At 64.8% G+C, this 14,709-nt stretch carries 11 protein-coding genes and 1 tRNA gene; 1 reads left to right on the top strand and 11 read right to left on the bottom strand.

The annotated features are described in order from the left end of the window. Nucleotides 1-80 precede the first annotated feature (80 nt). From ccoS to SUTH_RS04150, 3 genes are all read right to left on the bottom strand, one after another. A complete protein-coding gene (gene ccoS, locus SUTH_RS04160; protein ID WP_041097320.1) occupies nucleotides 81-284 on the bottom strand; it encodes a cbb3-type cytochrome oxidase assembly protein CcoS in 204 nt (67 codons plus the stop codon). Continuing rightward, complete coding sequence (locus SUTH_RS04155) at nucleotides 285-3,524, bottom strand: heavy metal translocating P-type ATPase metal-binding domain-containing protein (RefSeq protein WP_084207246.1); 3,240 nt, start codon at nucleotides 3,522-3,524, stop codon at nucleotides 285-287. A gap of 101 nt (nucleotides 3,525-3,625) precedes the next feature. Then, nucleotides 3,626-3,701 (bottom strand) — tRNA-Thr (locus tag SUTH_RS04150). A gap of 339 nt (nucleotides 3,702-4,040) precedes the next feature. On the opposite strand from SUTH_RS04150, the gene SUTH_RS04145 reads away from it, so the two are divergent. After that, nucleotides 4,041-7,718, top strand: a complete 3,678-nt coding sequence (locus SUTH_RS04145; RefSeq protein WP_041097317.1) for a DUF6701 domain-containing protein — start codon at nucleotides 4,041-4,043, stop codon at nucleotides 7,716-7,718. A gap of 41 nt (nucleotides 7,719-7,759) precedes the next feature. On the opposite strand, the gene SUTH_RS04140 is transcribed toward SUTH_RS04145, so the two are convergent. From SUTH_RS04140 to ileS, 8 genes are all read right to left on the bottom strand, one after another. After that, nucleotides 7,760-8,179 carry a hypothetical protein gene (locus SUTH_RS04140; protein WP_041097315.1) on the bottom strand — a complete coding sequence of 140 codons (420 nt, stop codon included), beginning with the start codon at nucleotides 8,177-8,179 and terminating at the stop codon, nucleotides 7,760-7,762. Continuing rightward, complete coding sequence (locus SUTH_RS04135) at nucleotides 8,160-8,960, bottom strand: type II secretion system protein (protein WP_041097313.1); 801 nt, start codon at nucleotides 8,958-8,960, stop codon at nucleotides 8,160-8,162. Before SUTH_RS04135 ends, SUTH_RS04140 begins: the two co-directional genes overlap by 20 nt. Beyond that, nucleotides 8,960-9,376: a type IV pilus modification PilV family protein gene (locus SUTH_RS04130; RefSeq protein WP_231851095.1), complete on the bottom strand. Its 417-nt coding sequence runs from the start codon at nucleotides 9,374-9,376 to the stop codon at nucleotides 8,960-8,962. Before SUTH_RS04130 ends, SUTH_RS04135 begins: the two co-directional genes overlap by 1 nt. A 49-nt stretch (nucleotides 9,377-9,425) precedes the next feature. Next, on the bottom strand, nucleotides 9,426-9,866 hold the full coding sequence (locus SUTH_RS19565) for a prepilin-type N-terminal cleavage/methylation domain-containing protein (protein ID WP_052473203.1): 441 nt from the start codon (nucleotides 9,864-9,866) through the stop codon (nucleotides 9,426-9,428). 151 nt (nucleotides 9,867-10,017) lie between these two features. Further along, nucleotides 10,018-10,956, bottom strand: coding sequence for a 4-hydroxy-3-methylbut-2-enyl diphosphate reductase (gene ispH / locus SUTH_RS04120; RefSeq protein ID WP_041097309.1), 939 nt, complete (start codon nucleotides 10,954-10,956; stop codon nucleotides 10,018-10,020). Beyond that, the gene (locus SUTH_RS04115) at nucleotides 10,956-11,387 is read right to left on the bottom strand and encodes an FKBP-type peptidyl-prolyl cis-trans isomerase (RefSeq protein WP_041097307.1); all 432 of its coding nucleotides are present in this window, start codon (nucleotides 11,385-11,387) and stop codon (nucleotides 10,956-10,958) included. Before SUTH_RS04115 ends, ispH begins: the two co-directional genes overlap by 1 nt. Further along, nucleotides 11,384-11,869: a signal peptidase II gene (gene lspA, locus SUTH_RS04110; RefSeq protein ID WP_041097305.1), complete on the bottom strand. Its 486-nt coding sequence runs from the start codon at nucleotides 11,867-11,869 to the stop codon at nucleotides 11,384-11,386. Before lspA ends, SUTH_RS04115 begins: the two co-directional genes overlap by 4 nt. After that, complete coding sequence (ileS, locus tag SUTH_RS04105; RefSeq protein ID WP_041097303.1) at nucleotides 11,862-14,660, bottom strand: isoleucine--tRNA ligase; 2,799 nt, start codon at nucleotides 14,658-14,660, stop codon at nucleotides 11,862-11,864. Before ileS ends, lspA begins: the two co-directional genes overlap by 8 nt. Between the last annotated feature and the right edge of the window lie 49 nt (nucleotides 14,661-14,709).

Raw genomic sequence — 14,709 nt, 5'->3', positions numbered from 1 at the left:
CAGCGCGCACCCCTAACCCCAACAGAGAGCCTTTGGGTGACGACGCGAAGCCATCACCATAAAACCCGTGTGGAGTATGGTTATTTATCACCCGCCGCTCCTTGATCTGGGTCAATTGCGCTGCGATTCCGGCGAATATCCGTCTGGTCGTCGTCCATCAGGATGCGGTGGCCGGGACCTTCGAGGTCCTCGTACTGCCCGCTCCTCAACGACCACCAGAACAGCGCGGCAATCACGAAGACCAGCGCCAGTGACAGAGGAATCAGCAAATAAAGGATGTCCATCTATTTCCTCTGCAACCGCAAGGCGTTGAGCACGACCAGAAGCGAACTGGCCGACATGCCGATACCGGCCATCCAGGGGGTCACCCAGCCGGCCATGGCCAGCGGGATCGCGAGGAAATTGTAGGCGAAAGCCCAGGCCAGGTTCTGCTTCACGATGCGCACCGTGCGCCGCGCCAATGCAAGGCCCTCTGGCAACGCCCGCAGGTCGTTGCCGAGCAGCACCACGTCGGCGTTGGCCCTTGCCAGATCGGCGCCGCCGCCCATGGCGATCGACACCTGGGCCTGGGCCAGCACCGGCGCGTCATTGACGCCGTCGCCGACCATCGCCACCGTTTCGCCGGCGTCTTGCAGCACGCGCAGCGCAGCATGCTTGTCCTCAGGCGACAATCCGCCGCGCGCATCGGCAATGCCCAGTGCCGCGCCGACATGCCCGGCGGCGGCCGGCGCGTCGCCGCTGAAGATCGACAGCTTGATGCCTGCCTTCGAGAGATTCGCGGCCATCGCAGCGGCCTCCGGACGCAAGCCGTCGCTCAAACGGAAAAATGCCTGCCAGCCGTCCGCGCTGCCCAATGCAATCACCGTGTCGCCAGCGCCGACTGTTGACTGCACCTCCGGCGGCACCGGCATGGCATGCAGCGCGGCGGCGAATTCGGGACGGCCAAGCCGCCAGATCCGGCCCTCGATCGCGCCCTCGACACCCGCCCCGGTGGTGGCGCGCAAGCCGTCAACGCCGATTGCGGTACTCGTTCCGGCATCTGCGGCGCCGGCGGCCAAGGCCCGCGCGATGGGATGCTCGGAGCCGCGTTCGAGCGCGGCGGCCAGCGCCAGCGCGCGTGCTGCATCGTCGCGCACCGGCATCACCTCGACCAGCGTCATGCGGCCCAGCGTCAGCGTCCCGGTCTTGTCGAAAATGAAACGGTCGGCGCGCGCCAGCGCCTCGATCGCATGGCCGCGCGTCACCAGCACGCCGCGCGCGGCCAGCGCGCCGGTCGCCACCGTTAACGCCGCCGGGGTCGCCAGCGACAAGGCGCACGGGCAACTGACCACCAGCACGGCGACAAACACCCACAGGGCGCGCGAGGCATCGATCCACCACCAGGCGAGCGCCGTCGCCACCGCCAGCACCAGCAGGGCAATGATGAAGCGTCCCGCGACGCGGTCGGCCATTTCCACCAGGCGCGGCTTTTCCGCCGCGGCGCGCTCCATCAGGCGCTGGATGGCGGCCACGCGGGTCGCCTCGCCGACGCGCTCGACGCGCATCACCAGGGGGCTCGCGGTATTCACGCTGCCGCCGATCAGGGCATCGCCCGCCACTTTCGGTACCGGACGGCTCTCGCCGGTCAGCAGGGATTCGTCCGCCGCGCTCTCGCCATCGAGCACGCAGCCGTCGGCCGGCACCGTCTCGCCGGGCTTGATCTGCACCGCGTCGCCAACGCGCAACTCGGCCACCGCGACATGCTGGCCCTCGGTGCTGCCGGGCCAGCCCGCGAGACGCATGGCGAACGCCGGAATCGCACGCGCCAGCGTTTCCACACTGCGCGCCGCCTTTTGCCGTGCCATCATTTCCAGATAGCGGCCGGAGAGCAGGAAGAAGACGAACATGGTGACCGAATCGAAATACACCTCGCCGGCGGCAATCAGCGTGGCCCATACGCTCGCCGCGAAGGCCGCGCCGACGCCCAGCGCCACCGGCACGTCCATGCCGACGCGCGCGAGCTTCAGGTCCCGCCAGGCGCTGACGAAAAATGGTGCCGCCGAATAGCCGATCACGGGCACGGTCAGGATCAGGCTGGCCCAGCGCATCAGCTGCTCGATGTCGGGCGTCATGTCGCCATCGGCGAGGTACACCGGCACGGCGTACATCATCACCTGCATCATGCCGAAGCCGGCGACGAACAGCCGCCACAGCGCGGCCTTGCGTTCTTTCTGCGCCAGTTCCTCGGAACGCCCGACGTCGTAGGGATGGGCGCGGTAGCCGATCGCGGCGATGGCTTCGAGGATGGCCGACAGCCTGGTGACGCGCTCGTCCCAGCGCACCCGCGCGCGTCGCGTCGTGTAGTTGATGTCAATGGAGGTCACGCCGGGCTGGCGGCGCACATGCGACTCGTTGAGCCAGACGCAAGCGGCGCAGGTGATGCCTTCGAGGATCAGCGCGGCTTCCTGCTCGTGCTCACCCGCCGGTCCCTCGACCCGCCGCACGAAGTTCTTCTGCACATCGGGATGATCGAACAGGCCGAACTCGGCCAGGGCCTGCGGCAAGGCCTCGCGCGGGGACTCCGGCATCGCATCGCGATGGCGGTAGTAATCGGCGAGGCCGTTGTCGACGATGGCCTGCGCCACCGCCTGGCAGCCGGCGCAGCACATCTCGCGGCGGACCCGCTCGATCTCGACCGGGAAATCCGCGTCCGCCGGAATCGGCAGGCCGCAGTGGTAACAGTCGGCCATGCTCAGGCCGGAATGGTCACAACCGGGCTTACTTCGGAGCCATCCGAACGCGCCGTCGAGGCGAATCACCTCGCCATTGAGCATTTCGTTCTCGACGATATGCCGCACCAGCGCCGCGTACTCGGCCGGCTTGCCCAGGCGCGAGGGGAAGGGCACCATCTTGCCCAGCGCGTCCTGCACTTCCTGCGGCATGCCCAGCAGCATCGGCGTCTCGAAGATTCCCGGGGCAATGGTCATCACGCGAATGCCGAAGCGCGCCAGTTCCCGGGCGATCGGCAGGGTCATGCCGACCACGCCGCCCTTCGACGCCGCATAGGCCGCCTGCCCGATCTGGCCGTCGTAGGCCGCCACCGACGCGGTGCTGACGATCACGCCGCGTTCGCCGGCCGCGTTCGGCGCGCCCTGGCTCATGACTTCGGACGCCAGGCGGATCATGTTGAACGAACCGACCAGATTCACCGTGATGGTCTTCGCAAACGTATCCAGCGCGTGCGGGCCGTTCTTGCCCAGCACCTTTTCCGCCGTGGCGATGCCGGCGCAATTGACCAGCCCGTGCAGGCCGCCAAAGGCCGCCTGTGCCGCCGCCACACAGGCCCTGGCGCTGGCCTCGTCGGCGACGTTGGTGGCGACGAAGCGCGCATTGCCGCCCAGCTCGGCCTCCAGCGCCTTGCCGGCGGCCTCGTTGAGGTCGGCCATGACCACCTTGCCGCCCTGCGCCACCAACATCCGCGCGGTACCCGCGCCGAGGCCGGAAGCCCCGCCGGTGACGATGAAAACACTGTCCTTGATCTGCATGAGCGCACCCCGTCCGTCTGGATACCGTCCCTGACCAGAAGGCCGGGGACATAAAAAAGAAACTGGGCCTGCCGACCGGAAAGGAGGCAGGCCCAGAGATTTGGTGCTGTTGGCCGGAATCGAACTGGCGACCTACTGATTACGAATCAGTTGCTCTACCAACTGAGCTACAACAGCGTCCTGAAAGGCGGCAGATTATACCTGCTGGCCGCGTTGCATGGCAACGCGGCTGCCGCCCGTCTGCCGACGGATTGCCTTGCCCCATTTTGCGGGCACTTGATAGACTGCGCCAATGAACACATTGCCGCCCCGCCCGCAAATCGCCGTATCGCCAGCACCGACTATTGCATCCGCCAACAGTGGACGAATCGTGCGTTGAAATTATTTGCCTTGCGCCATAGTAAAGCGGCCCCCCGCCAGCCATCACCGACATCGGTACGACTCCTCAACGGATTCGCCAGAATTGTCGTTTTAGCGCTGTCGCTGTCCGCCCTGGGAACATGGAGCGGGGACGCAATGGCCGCAGCCAAATATGCGAGGACGAGCGGCAACTGGGGAGTCAATGGCAACTGGAGTTCGACGAGTTGCGCCGCCGCCGGCGCGACCACGTTCCCGACCGCGGGCGATGACGTCACGATTTGCAACGGCATCTCCATCGCCGTTGAGTCCGGCGCCGCCCGGACAGCCAACTCGGTCACGATCGATACCGGTGCCAACGCTACAGGGCTGACGTTTGCCGCTGCCACCTCCAGCCTCAACGTCACCAACAACGTCACCATCAGCATTCCGACCGGTGCGGTAACCAAACAGATCAACGTCGGCGCCGGCACGCTCACTGTCGGCGGCAACGTGACACTTACCGGCGGTTCCGCCGCGGCCCGGGATGCACTGCTCACGGTCAGCACAGGACTCGTCACCATCAACGGCGGACTGACCATCAATGCCACCGTGGCCACCTCGTCCACGGTTTCCATTACCAACGCGGCCGGAAGAATCAACGTGGCCGGGGCCGCAGGCGTTGCCAACGGGGATGCCCTGTACGTTGATGCCGGGACATTCAATGTCACAAATCCTGCCGCCACGCTGACTACAACCCATACTCTTGCAACCGGAATCGCCGTGACCACCCGGGTGACCTCCGGAACGCTGGCCATCGCCGGCAACGCCGTGGTGGATTCCGGCACGACCGGACTCAAGACTATGTCGCTCACCACCGGTGTCATCACCGTCGGCGGCACTCTGAGCGTGACCGCGGCAGCGGCGACCGCCGATGCCGGCGATGCCACCGTCAGCGTCACCACCGGACGCCTCACCGTGGCCGGCAACACCACCGTGACCGGAGGCACGACAGCCAACCGCGACGCCCTGCTGACCGTCACCGGCGCGGGCGCCGCCGGTCAGGGAATCAACATCGGCGGCACGCTGAATATCGTTGCGCCGACTATCGCCGGATCGGCGACGGTGTCGTCCACCAACGCCACCGGCCGCATCACGGTCAGCGGCGCGGGCGGGATAAACAATGGCGATACCCTGACGGTCGGTATCGGCCTTGTCAGTGTCACCAACGCCGCCGCCACGCTGACCACCACCAACACGACCGGACTTGCCGCGACCACCAGCGTGACCTCGGGAACGCTGGCCATCGCCGGCAATGCCGTGGTGGATTCCGGCACCAACGGGCTCAAGCAAATGACGCTCACCACCGGCGTCATCACCGTCGGCGGCACTTTGAGCGTGACGGCGGCTGCGGCGACCGCCAATACCGGGGACGCCACCGTCAGCGTCACCACCGGACGCATCACCGTAACCGGGAACGTCGACCTGACCGGCGGCAGCAACGCCAACCGCGATGCCTTGCTGACCGTCACCGGCGCCACCGCTCTCGGCAACGGCATCAATATCGGCGGCACGTTGAACATTGCGTCGACAGTCGCAGGGTCTTCCACGGTATCGCTCGGCACGGGAAGCCGGGTCACACTCACCGGTACCGGGGGCATCAACAACGGCGACACCCTGAGCATCGGCGCCGGCATCCTGACCATCACCAATGGAGGTGCCGCGCTGAACAACAGCAACGGCGCCATCCTGGCAACCACCACCATTTCGTCCGGCACGTTGTCCATCGTCGGTCACTTGAACAACGCGGCGGGCGAAACCATGACATTAGGTTCAGGGAATGTCATCGTCGGCGGCAACTTCACCAGCAACGGCACGCTCACGCCGGGCACCTCGACGGTGACGCTGAACGGCACCGCCGCGCAGACGATCAGCGGAACCAGTCCGGTCACTCTGCGCACCCTGGATGTGACCAATGCGACGAATCCAAACATCACGCTGGCAACCAATGTCGTAGTGAACACCCTGACCGGCACGGTGGTACTGACCTCGACCTGCCCCACCGATTACACGCTGACCTCGACCACGCCGGCTCAGGTGTTGCATAGCTGCATTACTCCCGGCGGCTTCAACGCCTTCGAGCCGCCCGTATCGCCAACCACCTGCGCAACGCTGCCGGTAGCCACCAATTCCGGGCCGATCAAGACCAAAATCGCCGGAACCACCTATCCGTTGTGCGTGGTCGCACTGAACAGCTCCCCGACACCGCAAATCATGACAACTTTCACCGGCAACGTTAAGGTAGAGGTGGTTCCCACCCTCAATTGCCTTACCACCCCGACGGTGCTCGCCACCATGTCGCCGGTGGCGCTGGCCACCGGTCGCGCCAGCCTCACCTTCAGCGCCGTGGCAAACGCCTATATGGACGTCAGCGTCCGCATCAGTTATCCGACGACCTCACCCACCGTCGTCAAGTGCTCCACGGACAAGTACGCCATCCGGCCCAACTCGCTTAGCTTCACGGTAACCGACGGCGACTGGGAAACGGCCGGCACCACCCGCACGCTGAATAATGTCTCGACCCCCGGCGGAACAAAGCACAAGGCCGGAAGACCGTTCACCATCACCGCCACCGCCTGGAACGGCGCCGGCACCCCGGCAATTGCCACCAACTACGCCGGCTCGCCGACCGCAAGCATCGCATCGCACATCATCCCCAGTACCTGCCTCAATGGCACGGCCTGCACCCTGAACGGCGGTACTTTCGAAGATGGCACCGCCGGCGATGGCATAGTCACCTCGACGACAGCAAGCTACGCCGAGGTCGGCGCCTTCAAAATGCAACTTATCGACACCACGTTTGCGGCCGTCGACGCATTGGATTCCACCAACAGCGAGCGCTACATTACATCCGGCACGGTGGATGTCGGGCGCTTCGTGCCGGACCACTTTTCGCTGTCGAGCGGCTCGCGGATGCCAGCCTGTACAGCCAGCGGCGCAGTGCTGAGCTACATGGGCCAGCCGTTCGCCTTGGCGGCAACCCTGCTGGCGCAGAATTTTGCCGGCGGTACCACCGAGAACTATCATCCTTCGGGAGGGGGCTATGCACCGGCGACAGTCGCGTGGCAAGCCGAAAATGCCAACAGTGGCACCAATCTCACCGCACGCCTGGTCAACGCCAGCAGCACCTGGAACAAAGGCAGCTACACGGTGAATTCGAGCACCGCCACCTTCAACCGTGTGGCAGCAACCACGCCGGATGGCCCCTATGACAGCCTGCAACTCGGCATCGCGCTCACCGATCCCGACGGCCCGGTGCTTGGCGGGCTGGACATGGATGCCGCCACCAGCAGCGACTGCACGACTACGCCGCCCTGCACCGCCGTGAAGGTGGGGGCACCCGTCAGCGCACGCTTCGGCCGCCTGCGCCTGTCCAACGCCTTCGGCGCCGAACAACTGTCGCTGAACATGCCGGCGCTGCTCGAATACTATGACGGAAGCAAATGGCTTCCCAGTGCGACCGACAACTGCACGACCTTTGCCGCCCTGGTCGGACCGTCGGCGGCCCTGACGCTAACCCCGTCGGGCAGCACCACGCCGCGTTGCGGAGTGCTGACCAGCACCTGCACCGCAGCCAGCGGATTCGCCTGCAATTCGGCAAACCCGGTTGCCAACGGAAACCTTGGCCTCTGCCTGACGGCACCTTCCGCCAAGGGCTTCACCGATGTCCCCTTCGGCCCGATTCCCGCCTACCTGCAGTTCAACGCGGTGACCACGCCCTCGGCACGCGCCAGCTTCGGCATCTACAGCCAGGGCGGCAACTCAAAGCGAATCATCTACCGCAGGGAAACCCGCTAAGCAGACGGCGGGAAAAGTCGGCGCTGGCGGTACGGCAAACGTCAGGGATTGCCCTCGACCACGACTCTGAGTTGGCGCTCGACGTAGCCGAGAGCGCCGGGGCTGGCGCCCGTGGGCGTCGCCGTGGCGGTGATGACGCAAAAATTGACCCCGCCCCCCGTCGTCGTGCTGGCCGTCACCACGGTCTGGAAGCCGGACAGATCGGGATCGGCAAAGCTCAGGGTGGCGCCCGAACATGTCACGGACGGCGTCGCCGCCAGCCAGCGTTGGATTCCCCATTCCGTGCCGGCACGCGCCGCCTGATAGGCGCGCGCACTTTGTACATCCTGGGCGAAGGTCACATGCTGCGTCGAGGTCACGGAAACCACGAACGCCGCCAGCCCGGCCAGCACGACCAGAATGAAAATGGCCGAGACAATGGCGAAGCCGCCGGAGCGGCGATCAGGGCGCGTTGTCGACATGGATCTGATGGAAAAGGGATATCGACTCGTTTTCACGAGTGACTGTAAGTTGCAAGCTGACCATGCCGTTGGTTGCCGATACCGCGCCATAGGTGAAGATACAGCCGGTCAGATTGTCAGCCAGCAGCGCCCCGGTTCCCAAGCCCGTTGTAGGCTGCGTGCCGTTGAATCCGTAGCCGGTATAGCGTCGCAGGCTTCCGGTACCCGTCGCCGCGCCGCCGACGCCCTCGCATGCGTAGGTAACCGGGCCTGTCACCGGCACCACTTGGAAGCGACTGGAGGGCGAGGCGAATGGAAACGACGTGCCCGCGAAAGTGATCGCGGTGGTGGTGGTTCCCGCTGCGATGGTTCGTCTGTTGTCCGTGGCGAGATAGGCGTTGAGGCCGGTCTGGCCGGTGTTGTAAATCACAAGAAACTCGTTTTCCGCGGCGTCGTGCGCCTCGCCCAGAACGTCAAAGCTGAGATCGGCGGTGGCAAAATCGAGCGGATTGCAGCCGCTGTCGCTATCGGTGCAATAGCGCCCTCCCGTGCGAGCGGGGATGAACTCCAGAAATCTTCCCGCACCGGCTATGCGCACGGTGTTGGGCACCGCGGTGCGAATGTCCAGCGCCATGCGCTTCAAGGCAAGGTCGGCAACATCGGTCATGCCGGCCCGGCGCGCAGTGGAAACGTAGCCCTCAACCGGTTTGGCAATGAATACCGCGACAATCCCGGCGACAATCCCGGTGATGACGATGGCCATGACCATCTCGACCAGCGTGAAGCCACCCTGCCTTGTCATCAGTAGTCCGCCCGATAGCCGGTCAGCGAGATGGCATGTCCGGCGCCGCTCGGCGGGACCACCGTAACCGTGATCTGCTTCATTGGAACGGTACCAATAGCGACCGTTGCAACGGGAACTCGCACCTGCACGGTGTAACCCGCCAGAGTTATCAAACCGTCAATCGACGTCGCGGTCACGGGGCCATAATTTGCATAGTCGTCTATATCGTCGAATTGAGGGCGATCGCAGGTTGTCGGACAGGATGCGACGTAACCGCTCACCGGAACATAGGGTTTCAGAAGAACCTCCTCCAGCATCGCTTCGGCAATCGCCAGAGCCTGCTTTGGCTGCAGCGGATCGGCACTACTCCTCACCGACACATTCAGCGACATCAATATACCGGCCAATCCGACACTGACGATGACGATGAACACGATCAGCTCGATCAGGGTGAATCCTCGGTGCAATTTACGCCCGAACCGGCTAGCGTACATAGCCGGTCACCGCATCGATCCTGACGGGATCGGCTCCTGCAATGGTGAGGGTAATGTCACTGCCCTGATTGGTCTGGCCCATGCGCAGAAAGCTGAAACCACTTCCCGCCAGCCCGCTGCCTGCTCGCGGCGTGAAGGGCGGAACCAAAGCGGCATCGCAGGAATCATTCGGCGGTGTCGTGGTATCGATGGTGAGAGTCACGCCTGTCGCTCCCACTGAAACGCATACCGCCCGCCGTTGCGCCAGAGCCGACTTCTGAGCGAAGCGCAGAATCGCAACAGTCTGGTCGCGAAATCCTGCCGCTTCAAAGCCTCCCAGCGAATCCATCCGCGGCAGTACTACCACCGCCATGATGCCGAGAATCACGATAACCACGACCAGTTCTATGATGGTGAAGCCGCGCTGAATCTGCTTATGCGGGATAGTCATGACCAATCTGATTTGGTGTCGGGGAGTGAGTTGTTTGAAACTCGAACCGGAGTGCACACCATTCAATTGTAGTCCGTCGCCAGTCCGCGGAGGAGGCAGCACGCCGGTGGGTTCAGGAAATTCCGACAAACGGCGGCAGGCGCCCCGCGCCCTACTTGCCCAGCAATTCCCTCGGCAAGGCGAAATTGATGTTCTCCGCCGCGCCGTCCAGGGTTTCGATGCTACCGGCGCCGAATTCCTTGAGTCGTTCCACGACGCCATTGACCAGCACCTCGGGCGCCGACGCGCCAGCGGTGACGCCCACCCGCGCATCGCCTTGCAGCCACCCGGCGTCGATCTGATCGGCGCCATCCACCAGGTAGGCCGGGATGCCGCCGATCGCCGCGACTTCGCGCAGACGGTTGGAATTCGAACTGTTCTTCGAGCCGACCACGATCACCACGTCGACCTTGCCGGCCATCGCCTTGACGGCGTCCTGGCGATTTTGCGTGGCGTAGCAGATGTCGTCCTTCTTCGGCCCGACGATGTGCGGAAAGCGCGCGCGCAGCGCCGCGACGATGGCCTGTGCGTCGTCCACCGAGAGCGTGGTCTGCGTCACGTAGGCCAGCGCCACCGTACCGTCAGCGCCGACTGTCGGCTTTAGCTGAACCACATCCTCGACGTTTTCCACCAGATACATGCGGCCGGTGGCCTGGCCCATGGTGCCTTCGACTTCGGGGTGGCCCTTGTGCCCGATCATGACGATCTCGTAGCCCTGCTTGTGCAGGCGCGAGACTTCGAGATGCACCTTGGTCACCAGCGGGCAGGTGGCGTCGAATACCTTGAGGCCACGCTTGTCGGCTTCGATCCGTACCGACAGCGGCACGCCGTGGGCGCTGAAAATCACCGTCGCGCCGTCGGGCACTTCGGAAAGCTCTTCGACGAACACCGCACCCTTGGCCTTGAGGCCGTCGACCACGTAGCGGTTGTGCACCACCTCGTGCCGCACGTAGATCGGCGCGCCGAATTTTTCCAGCGCGCGCTCGACGATGGCGATCGCGCGCTCGACGCCGGCGCAGAAACCTCTTGGGTTGGCGAGCAGGATGTTCATCACATGATCCCCAGCACTTCGACTTCGAAGCGGATCGATTTTCCGGCCAGCGGATGGTTGAAATCGACCAGCACCGTCTCGCTGTCCAGTTCGCGCACCACGCCGGTGAACTTGTCGCCGGCCGGCGAGGAAAACTCGATCATGCCATGCAGTTCGGGCGTGATGTTGGGGGGCAGATCGGCGCGCCCGATGCGCTGCACGAGACCGGGATTGTGTGCGCCGAAGGCCTGGCCGGGTTCGAGCAGGAACACATGGCGTTCGCCGGGGGTGATGCCGATCAGGCATTGTTCCAGCGGCGGCGCCAGTTCGCCGGTGCCGAGCAGCATCGTGGCCGGACCACCGCCGAAGGTGCTGACCAGTTCGACATCGTCGCCGTTGGCGACGCGATAGTGCAGGGCGATGTAGCTGTCGGGCTGGACGGTGTCACTCATGGAGCTTCCTTGGGCTGGAGAAACTGGTGCAGCAGCATCAGCGCGACGCCGACGAATATCGAGGAGTCGGCGACGTTGAAGGCCGGCCAATGATAGCCCGCCAGATGGAAATCGAGAAAATCGACCACGGCGTCGAAGCGCAGGCGGTCGATCACATTGCCCAGCGCGCCGCCCAAAATCAGCGCCAGCGCCGCCGACAGCAGGCGCTCCCCGGCGTGCTTGCGCAGCATGACCAGCAGCCACGCCGAAATGCCGAGCGCAAGCGTAACGAAAAACCATTTCTGCCAGCCACCGGCGTCGGCCAGGAAGCTGAACGAGGCGCCTGGATTGAAGACCAGGACGAGGTTGAAGAAGGAGGTCACGACCTGCCGGTCCATCAGCCGGAAGTTCGCCAGCACCCAGGCCTTGCTGACCTGGTCGAGCACCAGTACCAGCAGCGCCAGTGCCAGCCAGCGCGCGAGGGACGACGCCGACTTAGGCAAACTCGCGCGCCTCGCCGGCGCCGTGGAGATTGCTCACGCAGCGTCCGCAGAGTTCGGGGTGCTCGGCGTTGCTACCGACATCCTCGCGCCAGTGCCAGCAGCGGCCGCACTTGGCGTGGGGGCTGGGAACGGCTTCGATCACCGTGTCGCCGGCGCCGACTTTTTGCAGGTCCACTTTCGAGCAAATGAGAACGAACTTGAGGTCCTCTCCCAGCGAAGCCAGCAGCTCATGGGTTTCGGCGTCGACGCGCAAACTCACCTCGGCCTGCAGCGAGGAACCGATGCCGCCGGTGCTGCGCACGTCTTCCAGCACCCGTGAAACCTCGGCGCGAACGCTGCGCAGGGTTTGCCACCGTGTCGCCAGCGCCGACTCTTCAGCTTGAGCGGGCAGCTCGTGCCACGTCGCCAGCATGACGCTGTCGCCCTGCTTCAGCGTGGTCCAGATTTCCTCGGCGGTGAAGGACAGCACCGGCGCCATCAGCCGCGTCACGGTTTGCAGGATGTGCCACAGCGCGCTTTGCGCCGAACGGCGCGCGCGGGAATTCTCCGCCGCGGTGTACAGCCGGTCCTTGAGGATGTCGAGGTAGAAGGCACCGAGATCCTCGGAGCAGAAGTTCATCAGTGCCTGTACCACCTTGTGGAACTCGAAGCGCTCGTAGTCGGCAGCGCATTGCGTCTGCAGGCGGCGCGTCAGCGCCAGCGCGTAGCGATCCACTTCGAGCCATTCGGCGGGCGGCAGCATTTGATTCTTCGCGTCGAAGTCCGCGGTGTTGGCGAGCAGGAAGCGCAGCGTGTTGCGCAGCCGGCGATAGACCTCGACCACGCGCGGCAGGATGGTCTTCTCGTCGATCGACAGTTCGCCCGAGTAGTCGGTGCTGGCCACCCAGAGACGCAGGATTTCGGCGCCCAGCGTGTCGGAGATTTTCTGCGGCGCGACGACGTTGCCCTTCGACTTGGACATCTTCATGCCCTTGCCGTCGACCACGAAGCCGTGGGTCAGCAGCGCCTTGTAGGGCGCGCGGCCGTCGATGGCGGCACCGGTGAGCAGGCTGGAATGGAACCAGCCGCGATGCTGGTCCGAGCCTTCGAGGTAGAGATCGGCCGGGTAGGTCGACTCCGCCGCGTGCGAGCCGCGCAGCACGGTGCGGTGCGTGGTGCCGGAATCGAACCAGACGTCGAGCGTGTCCTTCATCTTGTCGTAGTTCGCGGCATCGGCGCCGAGCAGTTCGGCGGCATCGAGCTTGAACCAGGCGTCAATGCCCTCCTGCTCGATCTTCCGCGCGACGGCTTCGAGCAGCTCCAGCGTGCGCGGGTGCGGCTCGCCCGTTTCCTTGTGCAGGAAGAAGGGGATCGGCACACCCCAGTTGCGCTGGCGCGAGACGCACCAGTCGGGCCGGTTGGCGATCATCGCGTGCAGCCGTGCCTTGCCCCAGTCGGGATAGAAGGTAGTGGCTTCGACAGCCGCCAGCGCCTTATCGCGCAGCGTGCCGCCGCCTTCCGCCGGGATGCGATTCATTCCCACAAACCACTGGGTGGTCGCTCGATAAATAATCGGCGTCTTGTGCCGCCAGCAGTGCATGTAGCTGTGGGTGATCTCCGCGCTGCCGAACAGGCTGCCGACCTCGGCCAGCTTTTCGATGATGGCCGCGTTGGCCTTCCAGACGAACATGCCGCCGAAGAAGGGCAGGCTGGCGGCGAACACGCCGTCGCCTTGCACCGGGGTCAGGATCTCGTCGTTCTGCATGCCGTGCTTCTTGCAGGAATCGTAGTCCTCCAGGCCATAGGCCGGCGCGCTATGGACGATGCCGGTGCCGGTGTCGAGCGTGACGTAGTCGCCCAGGTATACCGGCGAGGCGCGGTCGTAGAAGGGGTGGCGGAACACCACCTGGGCCAGCGCCGCGCCCTGGCAGGCGCCGAGCACCTCGCCTTCGAGGCCGAAGCGCTGCAGTGCGGCGCCGCGCAACTCGGCGGCGAGGATCAGGCAGCCGCGCGCCGTCTTCACCAGTTCGTAGGTGAATTCCGGGTGCATGTTGAGCGCCTGGTTGGACGGGATGGTCCATGGCGTGGTGGTCCAGATCACCGTCCAACAATCCCCGTCAGGCAGCGCGGCGATACCGAAGGCATGGGCGACGCGGCCGCGTTCGGCGGCGTCGAGCTTGAAACCGACGTCGATCGCCGGCGACTTCTTGTCCTGGTATTCGACCTCGGCTTCGGCCAATGCCGAGCCGCAATCGAAGCACCAATTCACCGGCTTCAGGCCCTTGAACAGGTAGCCGGTCTTGTACAGGTCGCCGACCGCGCGAATCTCGTCCGCTTCATTGCGGAAGGCCATGGTCAGGTAGGGATTGTCCCAGTCGCCGAGCACGCCGAGGCGAATGAAATCCTTCTTCTGCCGCTCCACCTGCTCTGCGGCAAAACTGCGGCACAGCTCGCGCGCCTGGTCGGCCGGCAGGTGCTTGCCGTGGGTCTTTTCGATCTGGTGCTCGATCGGCAGGCCATGGCAGTCCCAGCCCGGCACGTAGGGCGCGTCGAAGCCGGCCAGGGTCTTGGAACGGACGATGATGTCCTTGAGGATCTTGTTCACCGCATGGCCGATGTGGATGTCGCCGTTGGCATAAGGCGGGCCGTCGTGCAGCACGAAGCGCGGACGCCCCTTGGCCGCGTCGCGGATTTTCCAGTAGAGCCGCTGCTGCTGCCACGCGGCGATCCATCCCGGCTCGCGCTTGGCGAGATCGCCGCGCATCGGGAAGGGCGTGTCGGGCATGTTGAGGGTCTTGCGATAGTCAGCCATGTCTAAAATCTCACCGCAGAGGCGCAGAGGCGCAGAGGAAACGCAGAGG

It is taken from the genome of Sulfuritalea hydrogenivorans sk43H (assembly GCF_000828635.1).
Lineage (GTDB): Bacteria > Pseudomonadota > Gammaproteobacteria > Burkholderiales > Rhodocyclaceae > Sulfuritalea > Sulfuritalea hydrogenivorans.
This window is presented reverse-complemented; position numbering and strand designations above follow the sequence as displayed.

Bases quoted from the DNA above. Each gene is read 5' to 3' on its own strand.
- ccoS (WP_041097320.1), bottom strand. From the start codon at position 284: ATGGACATCCTTTATTTGCTGATTCCTCTGTCACTGGCGCTGGTCTTC.
- SUTH_RS04155 (WP_084207246.1), bottom strand. From the start codon at position 3,524: ATGCAGATCAAGGACAGTGTTTTCATCGTCACCGGCGGGGCTTCCGGC.
- SUTH_RS04145 (WP_041097317.1), top strand. From the start codon at position 4,041: ATGGCCGCAGCCAAATATGCGAGGACGAGCGGCAACTGGGGAGTCAAT.
- SUTH_RS04140 (WP_041097315.1), bottom strand. From the start codon at position 8,179: ATGTCGACAACGCGCCCTGATCGCCGCTCCGGCGGCTTCGCCATTGTC.
- SUTH_RS04135 (WP_041097313.1), bottom strand. From the start codon at position 8,960: ATGACAAGGCAGGGTGGCTTCACGCTGGTCGAGATGGTCATGGCCATC.
- SUTH_RS19565 (WP_052473203.1), bottom strand. From the start codon at position 9,866: ATGACTATCCCGCATAAGCAGATTCAGCGCGGCTTCACCATCATAGAA.
- ispH (WP_041097309.1), bottom strand. From the start codon at position 10,956: ATGAACATCCTGCTCGCCAACCCAAGAGGTTTCTGCGCCGGCGTCGAG.
- SUTH_RS04115 (WP_041097307.1), bottom strand. From the start codon at position 11,387: ATGAGTGACACCGTCCAGCCCGACAGCTACATCGCCCTGCACTATCGC.
- ileS (WP_041097303.1), bottom strand. From the start codon at position 14,660: ATGGCTGACTATCGCAAGACCCTCAACATGCCCGACACGCCCTTCCCG.